This window comes from Micromonospora fiedleri (assembly GCF_016774385.1).
Classification (GTDB): domain Bacteria; phylum Actinomycetota; class Actinomycetes; order Mycobacteriales; family Micromonosporaceae; genus Micromonospora; species Micromonospora gifhornensis.
Genome location: NZ_JAETXL010000003.1, coordinates 103860 through 120102 on the forward strand (window position 1 = coordinate 103860; position 16243 = coordinate 120102).

The 16243-nt window shown below is 70.7% G+C and carries 19 protein-coding genes; 11 read left to right on the forward strand and 8 right to left on the reverse strand.

The window, feature by feature from the left end:
• Positions 1 to 196: 196 nt before the first annotated feature.
• From JMF97_RS08170 to JMF97_RS08185, 4 genes are read right to left on the reverse strand one after another with little or no spacing between them, the layout of a single operon-like run.
• Complete coding sequence (locus JMF97_RS08170; RefSeq protein ID WP_203221000.1) at positions 197 to 685, reverse strand: hypothetical protein; 489 nt, start codon at positions 683 to 685, stop codon at positions 197 to 199.
• Between the two features lie 4 nt (positions 686 to 689).
• Entirely contained in the window at positions 690 to 2006 is a 1317-nt protein-coding gene (locus tag JMF97_RS31175; RefSeq protein ID WP_238359029.1) for a WXG100-like domain-containing protein, read from the reverse strand.
• Positions 2003 to 2323: a type VII secretion target gene (locus JMF97_RS08180; RefSeq protein ID WP_203221001.1), complete on the reverse strand. Its 321-nt coding sequence runs from the start codon at positions 2321 to 2323 to the stop codon at positions 2003 to 2005. The genes JMF97_RS31175 and JMF97_RS08180 overlap by 4 nt, the downstream gene beginning before the upstream one ends.
• Complete coding sequence (locus JMF97_RS08185) at positions 2310 to 2708, reverse strand: YbaB/EbfC family nucleoid-associated protein (RefSeq protein WP_203221002.1); 399 nt, start codon at positions 2706 to 2708, stop codon at positions 2310 to 2312. The genes JMF97_RS08180 and JMF97_RS08185 overlap by 14 nt, the downstream gene beginning before the upstream one ends.
• Before the next feature lie 290 nt (positions 2709 to 2998).
• Here JMF97_RS08185 and JMF97_RS08190 point away from each other — a divergent pair, with 290 nt between their 5' ends.
• Positions 2999 to 3700: a CBS domain-containing protein gene (locus tag JMF97_RS08190; RefSeq protein WP_203221003.1), complete on the forward strand. Its 702-nt coding sequence runs from the start codon at positions 2999 to 3001 to the stop codon at positions 3698 to 3700.
• 66 nt (positions 3701 to 3766) lie between these two features.
• On the opposite strand, the gene JMF97_RS08195 is transcribed toward JMF97_RS08190, so the two are convergent.
• Entirely contained in the window at positions 3767 to 4543 is a 777-nt protein-coding gene (locus JMF97_RS08195) for an SDR family oxidoreductase (RefSeq protein ID WP_203221004.1), read from the reverse strand.
• Between the two features lie 234 nt (positions 4544 to 4777).
• Here JMF97_RS08195 and sigJ point away from each other — a divergent pair, with 234 nt between their 5' ends.
• Positions 4778 to 5662 (forward strand): RNA polymerase sigma factor SigJ, encoded by an 885-nt coding sequence (gene sigJ, locus JMF97_RS08200; RefSeq protein ID WP_203221005.1) that lies wholly within the window; start codon positions 4778 to 4780, stop codon positions 5660 to 5662.
• Positions 5663 to 5773: 111 nt separating this feature from the next.
• Here sigJ and JMF97_RS08205 read toward each other — a convergent pair whose 3' ends face one another.
• Positions 5774 to 6400: a DUF6518 family protein gene (locus JMF97_RS08205; protein WP_203221006.1), complete on the reverse strand. Its 627-nt coding sequence runs from the start codon at positions 6398 to 6400 to the stop codon at positions 5774 to 5776.
• 91 nt (positions 6401 to 6491) lie between these two features.
• Positions 6492 to 7103, reverse strand: a complete 612-nt coding sequence (locus JMF97_RS08210; protein ID WP_203221007.1) for a CG0192-related protein — start codon at positions 7101 to 7103, stop codon at positions 6492 to 6494.
• A gap of 126 nt (positions 7104 to 7229) precedes the next feature.
• Between JMF97_RS08210 and JMF97_RS08215 the strand changes: the two genes are divergently transcribed.
• Positions 7230 to 7577 carry a hypothetical protein gene (locus tag JMF97_RS08215; RefSeq protein ID WP_203221008.1) on the forward strand — a complete coding sequence of 116 codons (348 nt, stop codon included), beginning with the start codon at positions 7230 to 7232 and terminating at the stop codon, positions 7575 to 7577.
• Positions 7578 to 7584: 7 nt separating this feature from the next.
• Here JMF97_RS08215 and JMF97_RS08220 read toward each other — a convergent pair whose 3' ends face one another.
• Positions 7585 to 8349 (reverse strand): FadR/GntR family transcriptional regulator, encoded by a 765-nt coding sequence (locus JMF97_RS08220; RefSeq protein WP_307816823.1) that lies wholly within the window; start codon positions 8347 to 8349, stop codon positions 7585 to 7587.
• Positions 8350 to 8528: 179 nt separating this feature from the next.
• On the opposite strand from JMF97_RS08220, the gene JMF97_RS08225 reads away from it, so the two are divergent.
• The 8 genes from JMF97_RS08225 (at position 8529) to JMF97_RS08260 (ending at position 16237) form a co-directional block, all read left to right on the forward strand.
• Complete coding sequence (locus tag JMF97_RS08225) at positions 8529 to 9776, forward strand: ABC transporter substrate-binding protein (protein WP_307816869.1); 1248 nt, start codon at positions 8529 to 8531, stop codon at positions 9774 to 9776.
• A gap of 117 nt (positions 9777 to 9893) precedes the next feature.
• Positions 9894 to 10796, forward strand: coding sequence for a carbohydrate ABC transporter permease (locus JMF97_RS08230; protein WP_203221011.1), 903 nt, complete (start codon positions 9894 to 9896; stop codon positions 10794 to 10796).
• The gene (locus JMF97_RS08235; protein ID WP_203221012.1) at positions 10793 to 11608 is read left to right on the forward strand and encodes a carbohydrate ABC transporter permease; all 816 of its coding nucleotides are present in this window, start codon (positions 10793 to 10795) and stop codon (positions 11606 to 11608) included. Before JMF97_RS08230 ends, JMF97_RS08235 begins: the two co-directional genes overlap by 4 nt.
• Before the next feature lie 5 nt (positions 11609 to 11613).
• Positions 11614 to 12762, forward strand: coding sequence for a galactonate dehydratase (gene dgoD, locus JMF97_RS08240; RefSeq protein WP_102658272.1), 1149 nt, complete (start codon positions 11614 to 11616; stop codon positions 12760 to 12762).
• Between the two features lie 2 nt (positions 12763 to 12764).
• Positions 12765 to 13403 (forward strand): bifunctional 4-hydroxy-2-oxoglutarate aldolase/2-dehydro-3-deoxy-phosphogluconate aldolase, encoded by a 639-nt coding sequence (locus JMF97_RS08245; protein WP_238359031.1) that lies wholly within the window; start codon positions 12765 to 12767, stop codon positions 13401 to 13403.
• On the forward strand, positions 13400 to 14356 hold the full coding sequence (locus tag JMF97_RS08250; protein ID WP_203221014.1) for a sugar kinase: 957 nt from the start codon (positions 13400 to 13402) through the stop codon (positions 14354 to 14356). The genes JMF97_RS08245 and JMF97_RS08250 overlap by 4 nt, the downstream gene beginning before the upstream one ends.
• Before the next feature lie 23 nt (positions 14357 to 14379).
• On the forward strand, positions 14380 to 15609 hold the full coding sequence (gene manD / locus JMF97_RS08255) for a D-mannonate dehydratase ManD (protein WP_203221015.1): 1230 nt from the start codon (positions 14380 to 14382) through the stop codon (positions 15607 to 15609).
• Positions 15599 to 16237, forward strand: coding sequence for a gluconokinase (locus JMF97_RS08260; protein WP_203221016.1), 639 nt, complete (start codon positions 15599 to 15601; stop codon positions 16235 to 16237). The genes manD and JMF97_RS08260 overlap by 11 nt, the downstream gene beginning before the upstream one ends.
• Positions 16238 to 16243: the final 6 nt, after the last annotated feature.

The window sequence follows — 16243 nt, forward strand, 5'->3', positions numbered from 1 at the left end:
GATGGCCGCCCTCAGCAACCCCATCATCCTGAGCTGACGAACCCGCGTCGCCATATCGCCGAAACGGCGGGGTACGCCCCAGCGGGAAACCGCCACTACGGCGAAACGGAGTCGATCATCGCCGCCCGGACTTATCCGCTCAGCCCAGGGGTGAGGCGGCCGACGAGGGTGCCCCGCAGTGATCGGCCGGGCGTGATCACGTGTGCGGCTGGGCTAAGCGCTCGAAGTAGCGGTACCAAAGCTCTCGACTATCGGCGTCCGGTGTCGTGCCGGGCGGGAACCAGGTGAGGCCGAGTACGGGATCCCAGGCCGCGATCAGGGTGTCGAGGCCGGCGATGAGCGCCGCCGGCCACAACGCCGACGCGGCCAGTTCGGTGAACGCCAGCCGGGCCTCCGCCAACTGAATGTCGCGGTCCCGGCCGGTGTACCCGAAGCCCCACAGGATCTGATAGCCGTCCAACAGTGACTGTTCCGCCTGGCTCGCCTGTGCGTCTGCCAGGTAGTTGTCCGCGACCTCGCCGCCAACCTCCTTGCCGCCGGAAACACCCCACCGGGCCGGACGGCTCACGTAGACGCCACCCTTGCGGCCGGCGAACTTTCGCATGCTCAGCGAGGCCGCAAGCTGTTCGGCGACCTCCTCCGGCGAGGAGTCCGCGTTGATGAAGATCTGCTCCTGGACCGACACGGCGTCACCGTGGCCCGTCGGGCAGAGTGATGATCCGATCCTCGCCGAGGATGATCTGGACGCGATCCGGTAGCGGAGTGCCGTGCTGCCGGTGATGTCCAACCGCTCGGGCGTACCCTCTGCGCGCCTCATCTTCGGTGAGACCCACCGCGCGACCATCTATCACCACGTCGCCGCCACCTTCTTGTTCCAGCTGTTTGCCGGCCGTCAGGATGTTACGTCGGACGGCTTCACTGCTGGCCTGATTGAGACTCTTGAGCTCGGTCACCACACCCGGGTCATCAGGACCGGCACGGGTCATCGCATCAGGGTTCTTCTGGAACTCGATGTCGTCGATGCGCTCCCGCGGATGCACCATGATGCCTTCGGCACCGAGCCGGTCGGCGACGTGCCGCTCCTTGTCGTCGAACAGGCCGTGAGGATCCTGTGTGCCTGGACGGAAATCGTCTCCGAGCGCACCCCGGTGCTTGCCTGGGTCGAAATCGGGAGGCCTCGGCTCGCTGCCGGGCTGGCGTTGTCCGCGCGGGTTCTCCTCCGGCGATCGTCGGCCTCCGGGTGGCGTGTTGCGGAGTCGGGCGAGGGCTTGTTTGAGCTGGTCGATGAGGGTGCCGAGGCGGCGGATGGTGGGGATGAGGTGACGGAGGCTGTTGAGCAGTCCGCGCAGCAGCCGGGCGATGCGGGCAGCCCAGGCGGCGACCAGCGTGGTGACCTGTTCGACGACCAGGGGAGTGGCCAGGCCGGCGGTGGCGATGAGTTCGGTGGCGTACACGATGAGGCGGGAGACGCAGGTGGCGATGGCGTCGCGGACCAGCAGTCGGACGGCGGCGACCAGGCCTGCGGTGCCTTCGGTGATGGCGGCCATCGTGTCGGCGCCCTGGGCGAGGCCGGTGAGGGCCTGGCGTTGTTCGGTGGACCAGGCACGGTAGGCGTGGGCGGCCTCGCCCTGCCAGGCCGCGATGTCGGTGGTGACGTCGCGGGCCAGCGTGGCGGCCTCGTCGCGCAGCGAGGATGCCACGTTGCGCCAGGTCTGGGCGTGTGCGGTGATCTGGGCCGGGTCACCGGCGAGCCAGTCGAGGGCTTCGCTGAGGGGTTTGACGTGTTCGATGAGCCAGGCGATGCCGTACTGGAGCAGGGCGCCGACCGGGTCGGAGACGAACGCGAGAGCGTCCAGGCCGGCGCTGACCACGCCGAGGGTGCCGTCGATCCAACTGCCGGTGGTGACACCCTGGTGGATCAGCTCGATGTCTTCGAGGATCCAGGCTCCCGCCCACGGGCTCGGCCCGGTGTGCACCGGGGCGGCGACGAGCGGGTTGCTGGTCACCGGGCGTTCCGTACCCGATCCAGGCTGTGCTGGGCGCGAGTGTCGGTGGCCCGGTAGTTGTCGGCGCTGGTGCGTAACCGGCCGGCGGTGTCGCGGACCGAGGTGGCGGCGGTGCCGATGCCGTCGACCAGGATTCGTTGCAGGCCGTCGAGCAGTGTGGGCATGATCGCGCAGAGTTGACCGTACGCGTCGGCGCTGAGCCGGACGTGCTGGCCGGCCTGTCGGGCGGTGTCGAGGGTGTCGGCGTGCCGGTCGAGGCCTGCGGCATGGGTCACCAGGTCGTCGGGGTCGACCTGGATGCGCTCACCGGTCGGCATCCGGTGCGCCCTGCCCGGTCAGGCGACGGCGGTAGGAGTCCAGCAGCGCCGGCCCGGCCGGGTCGTCGTCGCCGAGGGTCTCGGTGGTCGCCGTGGTGATGCGGCGCAGCAGGTCGGCCTGTGCGGCTCGGGTGGTGGCCAGCACCTGCCGCGCGGTGTGCGCCGCGGACTGTTGGCGGATCCGTTCGTCCAGCCGCAGGTCGACCAGTTGGCCTGCCGAGTCGACGGTGACCTCGACGCTGCGGTCGGCGTTGTGGGCGGTGCCGGTGAGGGTGCTGACGCGTGCCGACAGGGACCGGGCCCGTTGCGCCCGGTCGGCGAGCGACGTCTCCCACTCGTCGAGCCGGTGTTGCGTCGCGTCCAGCGCAGCCTCGTCCGCCCACATGCGAGCCTCCCGGGACATCGCCGGTCGCCAGAGGCGAGGTCGCCGTCACGTTATCAACCGGTCGCGCTGCGTGCTGCCCCGCGCGCGGCCGCCGCCGGGTCCACCCGCGCCGCCACCACCGTCCCGGTCCGGGCGGTTTGACCACCGCCACCGGGCGCGCTGTCCGGTTGCTCGCCGACGGGCCTGGTCGGGGTGGGCCAGAGGTCCTGTCGAGGCGGGTCGGGCAGCACTGACCTGCCCGACCGTCCCCGGCATAGCGTGGATTCGCAAGACTTACAGAGGAGGTCGTGATGCGGGCCTGGCAGGTGGAAGACGTGATGACCAGGGACGTCGCCACGGTGGTGGAGCAGACGCCGTACCGGCAGATCGTCGATCTGCTTGCCGAGCGGCGGGTCAGCGCCGTGCCGGTGGTGGACGATTTTGGGCACGTGCTGGGCGTGGTGTCCGAGGCGGACCTGCTGCACAAGGTGGAGTGGATGGGTGAGCCGCACGAGCGGCGGGTCTTCGAGGGCGCCCGGCAGCGCAGGTCGCGCCGCAAGGGTGAGGCGGACAACGCCCGGGAGCTGATGACGACCCCGGCGGTGACCACCTCACCGCACACCTCGCTGGTCGCCGCAGCCAAGCTGATGGACCGTGAGCAGGTCAAACGCCTGCCGGTGGTGGACGACCTGGGCCGGGTCGTCGGCATCGTGACCCGTTCCGACCTGTTGCGGGTGCACCTGCGCCCGGACGCGGACGTCCGCCACGACGTGGTGCAGGAGGTGCTGCGTCGGGTGCTGGCGGTACGCGAGGGCGCCGTCCGGGTCGAGGTACGCGACGGTGCGGTGACCATGACCGGTCGGCTGGACCGGCGTTCCGCGGTCGACATCGCGGGGCGGCTCGCCGCCCGGGTGAGCGGCGTCGTCGAGGTGGTCAACGAGTTGGCCTTCGACTTCGACGACACCGACCTGCCCCGTTACGCATCGTTCCCCGTGCAGCCGACCCGCCTGTAGAGCCGGTGGCGCACGCGGCCGGGCCCGGCCGGGAGACCCCCGTGTCCCGACCGGGCCCGGCCCTTTCTAGGCCGACGCCGGGCGCCCGACCTGGTCGGTGAGGAACTGCCCCCAGGTGCGGGTGCCTCTCGTCGCGCCGGGCAGGCTCAGGTTCGCCCCTTGCCGGTAGGCGCGACCCGCGCTGCCGGGCATCCGTACCGGCATCCGCAGCCGGCTTCGGCCGGTGGCCCGCAGGTAGCTGCGGATCAGCTCGCCCAGCGCGTACACCTGCGGGCCGGCCAGGTCGGGCACCAGGCCGGCCGGTGCGGCCAGGGCCAGCGCGGCGAGCCGGGCTGCGACCTCGCGGCCGTCCACCGGTTCCAGCCGCATCCCGCCGGGTGCCGGGATCACCGGCAGGGCGGACATCTTTCGGACCAGGGTCAGGGTCAGTTCGTGGAACTGGGCGGCGCGCAGCGTCGTCCACGGCACGCCGGAGTCGGCGACAGCCTGCTCGGCGGCGAATTTCGTCCGCAGCCAGGCCAGCGGCACCCGGTCCGCTCCGATCACCGAGACGAAAACCAGATGGCGTACGCTGGCCTGCCGCGCGGCCCGCGCCAGGGTGCGCGCCAGCTGGTCGTCGCCCTTCTGGCCGCCGGCCAGGTGCAGCACGATCTGCACGTCGCGGACCGCCGCGTCTATGCCCTCCCCGGTGGCCAGGTCGCCGGTGACGTGGGTGACACCGGGGGAGGGCTGCCCGCCGTTGCGGCTGAGGACCCGAACCCGGTGGCCGGCCTCGTGCAGCAGTGGGACGACCAGTCGGCCGAGGGTGCCGGTGCCGCCGGTGACGAGAATCGGTGGGTGCACGACGTTCTCCCTGCGCCAGGACCGGGCAGTGCGCTCGCGGTCGATTACCGTTCGTGGCTTCACCGGCTCGACCCTGCCCAACCGATCGACGTGACATCCGGGTGAGCTGGATCACCCGCGGTCACGTCCGGGCGCGCGGTGGGGTCGAAGCGTTAGGAAGGGCCCCTTCCTAACGCCTGCGGTAGAGGAAGGGCCCCTTGTTAACGACCGGTCGGTCCAGCCGAAAGGAACGACATGGACGGGCGTACCTGGTTGGCCGAGCGGTTCGAGGAGCATCGGCCGCACCTGCACGCGGTGGCCTACCGGATGCTGGGCTCTCTCGGCGAGGCCGATGACGCGGTGCAGGAGACCTGGCTGCGGCTGTCCCGTACCGACGTCGACGGGGTGGACAACCTCGCCGCCTGGCTGACCACGGTGGTCGCCCGGGTCAGTCTGAACACGCTGCGCGGCCGCCGGCGTCGCCGGGAGGAGCCACTGGACGTGCGGGTACCCGACCCGGTGGTCGCACCGGCCGGCCCGGACGATCCCGAGTACGCTGCCGTGCTTGCCGACTCGGTGGGGTTGGCGTTGCTGGTGGTCCTGGACACCCTCACTCCGGCGGAGCGGCTCGCCTTCGTGCTGCACGACATGTTCGCCGTACCGTTCGACGAGATCGCGCCGATGATCGACCGGTCACCGACGGCGGCGCGGCAACTGGCCAGCCGGGCCCGCCGACGGGTACGCGGCCAGGTCCCCCGACCGGACGCCGACCTGGCCCGGCAGCGGCAGGTGGTCGACGCCTTCCTCGCCGCCGCCCGCCACGGTGACCTCGACGCGCTGGTGGGGGTCCTGCATCCGGACGTGGTGCTGCGTTCCGACGGTGGCGTGGCCCGTACCCGGCACACCACCGTGCTCACCGGGGCCCGGGACGTCGCCGCCCAGGCCGTCACCTTCGGCCGGTTCTCTCCGTTCGCCCGGCCGGCCGTGATCAACGGCAGCGCCGGTGTGGTGGTGACCGCGGCCGGGCGGCCGTTGTCGGTGATGGCCTTCACCGTCTCGGCCGGACTGATCGCCGAGATCGACGTGATCGCCGACCCGGACCGCCTGGCCCGACTGGATCTCGCCTCGTTCACCGACTGAGGACCGCACCGGACAGCAGGGTGGCCGGCTCGCCGCCCGCCTCGCGCCGCCGAGATCGTCCGGTCGCGATCGGGTGAGCGGGCGAGTCGATGCGGTGGGGGTGGTCTCGGGTCAGGCGCCGAAGCCGGCCAGTCGGAAGGCCAAGAAGCCGACGAGAGCCAGGGGGAGTGCGGTGGCCAGCGCGAGCAGTCGCGCCCGGGTGCCGCGGGCGACGACGACCACGACCAGGACGCCCAGCGTGGTCTTGATCAGTACGTCCCAGAGCGGGTCGATGCCGTAGTTCGGGTGGTTGATCCGGCTGGCATCGATCAGGGCCTCGGCGAACAGGACCGCGCCGGGCAGGGCGATGCCGACCGGTTGTCGCCACCCTCGGTCGTGCGCCCAGACACCGCCGATGCCGAAGACCACTCCGGCGAGGACCCCGAAGCTCATCCAGAGCAGCGAGGTGGGTGCCCACAGTATCGACCAGTCGTCGCCCTGGATGACCGCCGCCGCGGCGTAGTAGCCGGGGACCGCGACGACGAGCGCGACGGCGGCGCCGACGGCCGCGCGTACCCAGCCGGTCCGGACCCAGAAGCCGAAGGCGAACGCGGCGACCGCCCAGACCGCACTGGAGTTGCCCAGGTCGGCGAAGGGGAAGGGGACGAACTTGATCCAGATGAAGTCGAGGATGCCGAGCAGCAGTCCGCCGAGTACGGCGGTGAGCGCGATGCTGCGGCGGTCGGGGTGGTGTCGCATGAGATCGGAGCATACTCGGTATGCATCGATGGTCCCAGGCTGCCCTGTCGCTGGGGCACCATCGCGCCGAAAGACGCCAGGGACGAGGGCGTCAGCGCACCGAGGCGTACGCCAAGGGCATGCTGACATCGTCCCAGGCGCCGGTCAGCGTGGCAGCGGCCACGCCGGGACGGCGAACCAGAGTCAACTCCACCGTGTCGGTGACGATCACGGTCAGGGTGCCGTCCACCACCCGGCGGATCGCGCCGACGGTCGGCACATCGATGCCGCCCGAGTCGCTGGTGATCTCCATGTTCGGCGCGCGCACCTCACGGTGGCCGTCGACCTCGAAGTACTCCTCGGCCTGCCCGGTGCCGGCCAGAACGGCGTCGGCCAGCGCGGCGGCGTACACCGGATCGGCGCAGGCGTCGTAGACCCAGCGGGTGCCCAGCACCGAGTGCTCCACGGTGCCGATCAGCCAGGCGTCGGCGGACGGCAGCGGCGCGCCACGGTAGGTCAGCGGCACCTGGTGGACCGGGCCGGCCCCGGCGCGGACCAGCAGGGTCTCGATGCCGACCTCACCGGCCGGGTCGTCGAACCGGTACGCGGCCACCCGCACCACCTCGGCTGCGGCGTCACCCTGGTACCAGCCACGGCTGGGCAGCCAGGCGGTCAGCAGTTCGAGCTTGGTGGGGCGGATCTCCGCCCGGTGCAGCAACGCCATGCGCGGCATCGTATGCCCGCGCTGTGTCCGGCGCGGTCCCGGCGGACGTGTGCGCAGGGCGGGAGCGGGTATGGCAGCCCTCTCACCGGACGGGCGGCCGCCGACGCGTACCGAAGGAGCGGGACAGTGACGGATCTCGGTGCAAAGGTCTCGTACCTCGCCCTCGGCACCGGTGTCCCGGTCTACGCCCCCGGCGGTGCGTTCGTCGGGGTCGTCGAGCATGTCGTCGCCGACGAGGCGCAGGACATCTTCCATGGCGTGATCATCGAACCGTCCCGGGAGCACCATGCCCACCGCTTCGCCTACCGGGAGCAGATCGCCGAACTCCACGAGCGGGGTGTGGTGCTGTCGGTGCCGGCCGGGCAGTTGCACGAGCCGGGCTCGGACATGCCGGCCGAGCAGGTGGAGGAGTCCGACGACCCGGTACGGCTGGGCCTGCGTCGGGCCTGGGAGTGGCTGATCCGACCGCGGTGACCGGGGTTCAGGCCGGGTGCGGGTCGTGCAGCGTCTGCTCCCAGATCGACGACATCTCCTCGAACGCGTGCTCCATGATCTGCACCATGGCCCGGCGGGCGCTGTCGCCGTCGTGTCGTTGGATCCCCTGGGCGACCTCGGCGTGCAGTTGCAGGGCCTGCTCGTGCGGGTAGTGCGGCATCAGGTGGTAGTGATGCCGGCCGATGAGCACCTCGGCGACCAGGTCCTGGAGCTTGACGAACATCTCGTTGCCGGAGGCGCGCAGCACCCGCTGATGGAACTCGATGTCCAGGCGCAGGAAGCGCTCCTCGTCGCCGGCCTTGCCGGCGGCCCACATCTTCGCGGCGAGCCCCACCAGCTCGCTCGCGTCGTCGTGGTCGACGCGCTGGGCGGCCAGCCACGCGGCGTGCGGCTCGATGGCGGTGCGCAGCTCGGTGATCGAGCGGATCTGGGCGATGCGTCCGGCCGAGGCCAGCCGCCAGCGGATCACCTGGGGATCGAAGACGTTCCAGTGATCGGCTGAGCGGATCATGACGCCGACCCGGCGGCGCGTCTCGATGAACCCCATCGACGCGAGCACCCGCAGCACCTCTCGGATCACCGAGCGGGACACCGCGTAGCGGTCGACCAGTTCATCGATGTTGAGCACGGCGCCGGCGGCCAGTTCACCGCCGCAGATGGCGGTGCCGAGGTGGTCGAGGACGCGTCCGTGCAGCCCAGCCTCGGCAGGGGCGGCCTGTGCGGGTGCAACCCCCGGTGAGGGCACAATCACGTCACGGATCATATCAGTCCGAGGTACCCCTTGTATAAGTCTGCTTTTTCGGCCTAGCATCCGGACGTTAAGCGGATGTAAAAACCCGTTGTCGTGCCCGTCCCCCCGGGGTCGCGACCAACACAGAAGGAGAGACGGACGTGGGACGTCGGTCAAAAATCGGGATATCTCTGGCGATGGTGTCCGCCTTGACGTTGTCCGCCTGCGGTGGCGGCGACGACAGCGGCTCCTCCGACACCGTGCGCGTGACCCTGGTCAACCATGTCTGGACCGAGAACATCCGGAAGGCGTTGCCGGAGTTCGAGCGGGAGACCGGCATCAAGGTCGAGGTCACCCAGCTCGGTGAGGACCAGCTGTCGGACCAGTACAACGTCAAGCTGAACGCCGGCTCCAGCGACATCGACGTGATGATGTACCGCCCGCTGCAGGAAGGCCGGCTGTTCGCCAAGAACAAGTACCTCGCCGACCTCACCGACAAGGCCAAGGGCAGCAGCGACTTCGACCTCGCCGACATCCAGGCGGCGCCGCTGAGCACCACCACCTACGAGGACAAGGTGGTCGGCGTGCCGATCATCACCGAGCAGCAGGTGCTCTACTACCGCAAGGACCTGCTGGAGAAGTCCGGCTTCACCGCCCCGCCGGCGACCCTGGACGAGCTCAAGGCCCAGGCCGCGAAGATCGAGGCGGACAACCCGGGTGTGGCCGGCTTCGTCTCGCGTACCGGCAAGGCCGCCGCGGTCACCCAGTTCTCCAGCTTCCTGTTCAGCTTCGGCGGCGACTTCGTCGACGAGGCCGGCAAGTCCGCGGTCAGCTCCGACGCCGCCAAGCAGGCGTACGCGTACTACGGCGGTCTGCTGCGGGAGCACGGCCCGGCCAACATCAGCACCGACATGAGCTGGTCGGAGGCGATGGCGATCTTCACCCAGGGCCAGGCCGCCTTCTACACCGAGGCGAACTCGCTCTACAAGAACGCCACCGACCCGGCCAAGTCGAAGGTCTCCGACACCGTCGGCTTCGCGCCGTTCCCGGCCGGCCCGGCCGGCTCGAAGCCGTACAACGTCCCCTCCTGGGCGCTGGCCGTCAACGAGGCCTCGAAGAACCAGGACAACTCCTGGAAGTTCATCGAGTGGGCCGCCGGTAAGGCGCAGACCTTGGAGCAGCAGAAGGCCGGTGTGCCGGGCGCCCGCACCTCCGTGTGGGAGAACCCCGAGGGCATCGCCACCTACCCGAAGGACATGGCCGACGCGATCACCGTGAGCCTGGCCAACGGTGTCGGCCACGACCGGCCGGTGGTCGAGCGGGTCGCGCAGGCCCGCGAGATCGTCGGTCAGCCGATCGTCGACGCCATCACCGGTAAGGACGCCGCCGCCTCCGCCGAGGCCGCCAACCAGGCCTTCCAGAAGTTCCTGGACGACGAGGCCCGCTAAGTCCGGGCGCGGGGGTGGTGGGGTCACGACCCCACCACCCCCGTCCGGCCTCCCCCTCACGGAGATCTGATGCCAGCTGTAACCGCACCCAGCCGGACGCCAGGCGGCGCCGGAGTCATGCCTGACACGCCCGGCTGGGCGCGTTGGGCCAACGACCATCGCAAGTGGCTCTTCGCGGCCCCGGCCATGGCCTTCGTCGCCGCGCTGATCATTTTCCCGCTGGGCTGGACCATCTACCTCAGCCTCACCGACTCCTCGGGGTCGGTCCGGGCCGAGTCGGAGTTCATCGGCCTGCGCAACTACCTGGACGTGCTCACCGACACCGATCGGTTCTGGCCCGCCGTGGGACGGACCGCAGCGTTCACCGGTGCCGCGCTGTTCTTCGAGGTCGTCCTCGGCATGGCGATCGCCCTGCTGCTGTGGCGTCCGTTCAAGGGCGAGAAGTGGGTCCGGGTCGCGATCCTGCTGCCGCTGGTCGCCACCCCGGTGGCCGTCGGCATGATGTGGCGGCTCATCTTCGACCCCAACATCGGTATGGCCAACCAGATCCTCAGCTGGGTCGGCATCGGCCCGCAGCCGTGGCTGGCCGGGCAGAACAGCGCGCTGCCCACCACGATCTTCATCGACATCTGGCAGTGGACCCCGATGGTGGTGCTGATCCTGCTCGCCGGCCTGACCTCGCTCTCCGACGAGCCGCAGGAAGCGGCGATGATCGACGGCGCGAGCACCTGGCAGCGCTTCCGGCACGTCACCCTGCCGCTGCTGATGCCCACCGTGATCGTCGCGGTGCTGCTGCGCGGCATCGACGCGCTGAAGACCTTCGACATCCTCTACGCGACCAAGGGCCGTGGCGGTGGTTCGTTCCACGAGGTGGAGACGCTCAACGTGTACGCCTACGGCCTGAGCTTCGACTACAACGAGTACGGCCTGTCGTCGACGGTGCTGATCCTGTTCTTCCTGATCATCATCGGCGTGATGTGGGCGCTCACCGCCCGTAAGAAGAAGGAGGCGGCCCGATGAAGGCAAGTGCCGGGTTCCGGGCCTTCCGCGCGGTGGCGCTGGTCGTCGTCGTGCTCTCGTTGGTGGCGCCGCTGGTCTGGATGGTCGCCGCCTCCTTCAAGACCAACGTCGACATCTACGACACCAGCAAGGCCTTGATCTTCTCGCCCACGCTGGACAACTACGGCACCGTCCTCCAGCAGGCCAACTACCTCCAGTTCATCGGCAACAGCCTCTGGGTGGCCTTCGCGGCGACCGTGCTGTCGCTGCTGCTCGGCGTGCCGGCCGCGTACGCGATGAGCCGGTTCAACATGCGCAAGTCGGCGCTGGTGGTGCTGATGGCCCGGGTCATCCCCGGTGTCTCGCTGCTGGTGCCCTGGTACTACGTCTTCTCGAACCTGCGCATGGTCGGCGGCTTCACCGTGCTGATCCTGAGCCACATGTTCGTGTCGCTGCCGTTGATCGTCTACATCATGATGGGCTTCTTCGACGGTCTGCCGGACGAGTTGGAGGAGGCGGCGCAGGTCGACGGTCTGACCCCGATCGGGGCGTTCCGTCGGGTCACCCTGCCGCTGTCGGTGCCGGGCATCGCGACCGCCGGCATCCTGTCCTTCATCTTCTCCTGGAACAACTTCATGTTCGCCCTGGTGCTCTCCGGCGCGGACACGAAGACCCTGCCCGTGGCGATCTTCGACTTCGTCGGCTACGCCAGCATCGACTGGGGCGGCCTGATGGCGGCGACCACTGTGGTCACCCTGCCCATCATGATCATCGCGCTGTTCGTGCAGAAGTACATCGTCTCCGGGCTCACCGCAGGCGCGACGAAGGGCTGAGCACCATGACCACCATCTCCCGCGTCGAGACGTTCCTCGTCGCACCACGCTGGCTGTTCGTCCGGGTGGAGACCACCGACGGCATCGTCGGCTGGGGCGAGGCCACCTGCGAGGGCCGCTCGGAGACCGTACGCACCGCCGTGGAGCAGCTCAGCGAACTACTGATCGGCCAGGACGCGCTGCGCATCGAGGACCACTGGCAGGTGATGACCAAGGGCTCCTTCTACCGAGGTGGCCCGATCCTGGCCAGCGCCGTCGCCGGCCTGGACCAGGCGCTGTGGGACATCGCCGGCAAGCGGTACGGCGCCCCCGTGCACCAGCTGCTCGGCGGACCCGTCCGGGACCGGATCCGGGTCTACGGCTGGGTCGGCGGTGACGAGCCCAGCGAGGTGCGCGACCAGATCGCCGCTCGGGTGGAGGCGGGACTGACCGCCGTGAAGATGAACGCCTCCGGGCGGATGAGCCCGCTGGCCACCGTCGCCGAACTCGACGAGGTGGTCAAGCGGGTCGCCGCCGCCCGCGAGGTGCTCGGCGAGCACCGGGACGTGGCCGTGGACTTCCACGGCCGGTTCACCCTGGCCAACGCCCGCCGGGTCGCGCCGCTGCTGGAGCCGTACCGGCCGTTCTTCCTGGAGGAGCCGGTGGTGCCGGAGAACTCCCACCTGATCGGAGAGTTCGTCCGCTCCACCACCACCCCGGTCTCCACCGGGGAACGGCTCTACAACCGGCAGGAGTTCCTGCCGGTGCTCCAGGCCGGCATCGCGGTGGCCCAGCCGGACCTGTCGCACGCCGGCGGCATCACCGAGGTACGCAAGATCGCCGCGCTGGCCGAGACGTTCGACGTGCAGCTGGCCCCGCACTGCCCACTCGGGCCGATCGCCCTGGCCGCCTGCCTGCAGGTCGGGTTCGCCACGCCGAACTACCTGATCCAGGAGCAGAGCATCGGCATCCACTACAACCTCGGCGCCGAGGTGCTCGACTACTGTGTCGACCAGCAGCCGCTGACCTTCGTCGACGGGTACGTCCAGCGCCTCACCGCACCGGGGCTGGGCATCGAGATCGACGAGCAGGCGGTACGCGCGGCGGACAAGCGGGGTCACGCCTGGCGTAGCCCGATGTTCCGACACGTCGACGGTTCGTACGCGGAGTGGTGACCATGACCGACCTGCTCACCACCGAACTCACCGCCCAACGGCTGCTGGCGATCATCCGGGGCACCGACACCGCCGCCGCGATCGCCACCGGCACCGCCCTGCTGGCCGAAGGCGTGTCGATCATCGAGGTGGCGCTGACCACCCCGGGCGCGCTGGAGGCCATCGCGGCGATCCGGGCGGACGCGCCCGCCGGCACACTGGTCGGTGCCGGCACGGTGCTCACCCCGGCGGCCGTGGCCGACGTGGCGGCGGCCGGCGCCCAGTTCGTGGTGACGCCGGCCGTGGTCGACTCGATCCCCGAGGCGGTCCGCCGGGGCCTGCCGGTCGCCGCCGGCGCGCTCACCCCGACCGAGGCGTACACCGCCGTCCGGTGGGGTGCCAGCGTGGTCAAGCTCTTCCCGGCGTCGGTGGGCGGTACCGCGTACCTGAAGGCGGTGCGCGACCCGTTCCCGGACATCCCGTTCGTCGCCGTCGGCGGGGTGGGTCTGGCCGAGCTGCCGGGCTACCTGGCGGTCGGCGCGATCGCGGTCGGCGTCGGCGGCCCGCTGGTGGGCGACGCCGCCTCCGGCGGCGACCTCGACGCGCTGCGGGAACGGGCCCGCGCCTACCGGGCGGCGGTCCGCGAAGCGGGGCCACAGTGACCACGCCCGTGGACGTGCTCACCCTCGGCGAGGCGTTGGTGTCGCTGCGCTCGTCCGGGCCGCTGGCCGTGGGCGGTCCACTGACCATGCACCTGGCCGGCGCGGAGACGAACGTGGCGATCGGGCTGGCCCGACTCGGCCACCGGGCCGCCTGGGTGGGCCGGGTCAGCGACGACGAACTCGGCGAGTTCGTGCTGCGCCAGCTGCGGGCCGAGGGGGTGGGCGCCGACGGCGTACGTCGTGACCCCGACCGGCCCGCCGGCCTGATGTTCCTGGAACGGCGCACCGCCGACGTGACCCGGGTGCGGTACCACCGGGCCGGCTCGGCCGGCTCGGCCCTGACCGGCGAGGACGTCGCCGGGCCGCTCGCCGCGGGTGCCCGGGTGCTGCACCTGAGCGGCATCACCCCGGCGTTGTCCGACAGCGCCCGGGAGGCGACGGTGTTCGCGGCCCGGCAGGCGGCCGCCGCCGGCATCACCGTGTCGCTGGACGTCAACTACCGGGCCCGGCTCTGGTCCCGGGACGCCGCCCGCGCCGTGCTCACCCCACTGGCCGGGTACGCGTCGATCGTCATCGCCTCCGTCGACGAACTGGACCTGGTCGCCGAGTCCGGCACCGACGAGTCCGGCGTCGTCGCCGACCTGCTGGGCCGGGGTGTGCAGACCGTGCTGGTCAAGCTCGGCGCCGACGGGGCCCGCGCGTACACCCGCGACGGAGCGCAGCACCTCGCCGCGGTGCCGGTCACCGCGGTGGACACCGTCGGCGCCGGCGACGCGTTCACCGCCGGCTACCTCTCCGGCCACCTCGACGGACTGGACCTACGCGACCGGCTGCGGCGCGCGGTGGCGCTCGGCGCCTTCGCGGTCACCGCACACGGCGACTGGGAGGGTCTGCCCCGCCGTGACGAGCTTTCCCTGCTGACCGGCAACGCCGCCGGCACCACCCTCCGCTGATACTGCGAGAAAGGCACCCCCTCGTGAAGATCGTCGCTGCCGACGTCATCGTTTCCAGCCCTGACCGCAACTTCGTCACACTGAAGATCACCACAGCGGACGGCATCACCGGCCTGGGCGACGGCACGCTCAACGGCCGGGAACTCTCCGTCGCCTCGTACCTGCGCGACCACGTGGTGCCGCTGCTCATCGGGCGCGACGCGCACCGCATCGAGGACGCCTGGCAGTTCCTCTACCGCTCGGCGTACTGGCGGCGCGGCCCGGTCACCATGGCCGCCATCGCCGCGGTGGACGTCGCGCTGTGGGACATCAAGGCCAAGGCCGCCGGCATGCCGCTCTACCAGCTGCTGGGCGGTGCGTCGCGCAACGGCATCATGGCGTACGGCCACGCTTCCGGCCGCGACGTGCCGGAGCTGTTCGACTCGATCCGCGCGCACCTGGAGCAGGGCTACCGCTCGATCCGGGTGCAGACCTCGGTGCCCGGCATCAACGCCGTGTACGGGGTGGCCGCCCAGCCCAGCACCGGCGGCAAGCGCTACGACTACGAGCCGGCCCAGCGCACCCCGCTGCCCGCCGAGGAGGACTGGGACACCCGCGCCTACCTGCGGCACCTGCCCGGGGTCTTCGAGGCGGTGCGGGCCGAGTTCGGCCCGGAGCTGCCGCTGCTGCACGACGGCCACCACCGGATGACCCCGATCCAGGCCGCCAAGCTCGGCAAGGCCCTGGAGCCGTACGACCTGTTCTGGCTGGAGGACTGCACCCCGGCGGAGAACCAGGAGGCGCTGCGGCTGGTCCGGCAGCACACCACCACACCGCTGGCCATCGGCGAGGTGTTCAACACGGTGTGGGACTACCAGACCCTGATCCGCGAGCAGCTGATCGACTACGTGCGGTCGGCGGTCACCCACACCGGCGGCATCACCGCCATGCGCAAGCTGCTCGACTTCGCCGCCCAGTACCAGATCAAGTCCGGCATCCACGGCCCGACCGACATCTCCCCGGTGGGCATGGCCGCGGCGCTGCACCTGGACCTGGCCATCCACAACTTCGGCATCCAGGAGTACATGCGCCACGGTCCGCTGACCAACGAGGTGTTCCGTCAGTCGTTCACCTTCACCGACGGTTACCTGCACCCGGGGGAGCAGCCCGGCATCGGGGTCGAGTTGGACGAAGAGGCCGCCGCCCGATTCCCGTACCAGCCCGCGTACCTGCCGTTCAACCGGCTCAAGGACGGCACGGTCCATGACTGGTGAGCCGTCGACCCGGCACATCGTGGTGATGGGGGTCTCCGGCGCGGGCAAGACCACTGTGGCCCGGGGGATCGCCGCGCGGACCGGCCTGGCCTTCGCCGAGGCCGACGAGTTCCACTCCGAGGCCAACGTGGCGCGGATGCGGGCCGGGATACCGCTCGACGACGACGACCGCTGGCCGTGGTTGCAGGCCCTGGCCGACTGGATGACCGCCCGGCACCGGGAGGGCGTCTCGACGGTGCTGACCTGCTCGGCGCTCAAGCGCTCCTACCGGGACCTGCTGCGGCAGGGACCGCCGGGGGTGTTCTTCGTGCACCTGGACGGCCCGACCGAGGTCATCCGGGAGCGGATGTCGGTGCGTACCCACGAGTACATGCCGCCCAGCCTGCTCAACTCGCAGACCGCGACACTCGAACCGCTCTGGCCGGACGAGCCGGGCATCGTCATCGACCTGCGGTCGACAAGCGAGGCGCTGGTCGACGAGGCGGTACGGCGGCTCGGCCTGCCCGTACGCGACGAGTCGCCAGAGCCGCTGGCCGGAATCGAGGTGCCGGTCGACACCGAGCTGGTTGCCGCGACCGAGGTGGTGGCGGTGGTCGAGGGACGACCGGACCTGTCCGGACGCGCGTGACGACAA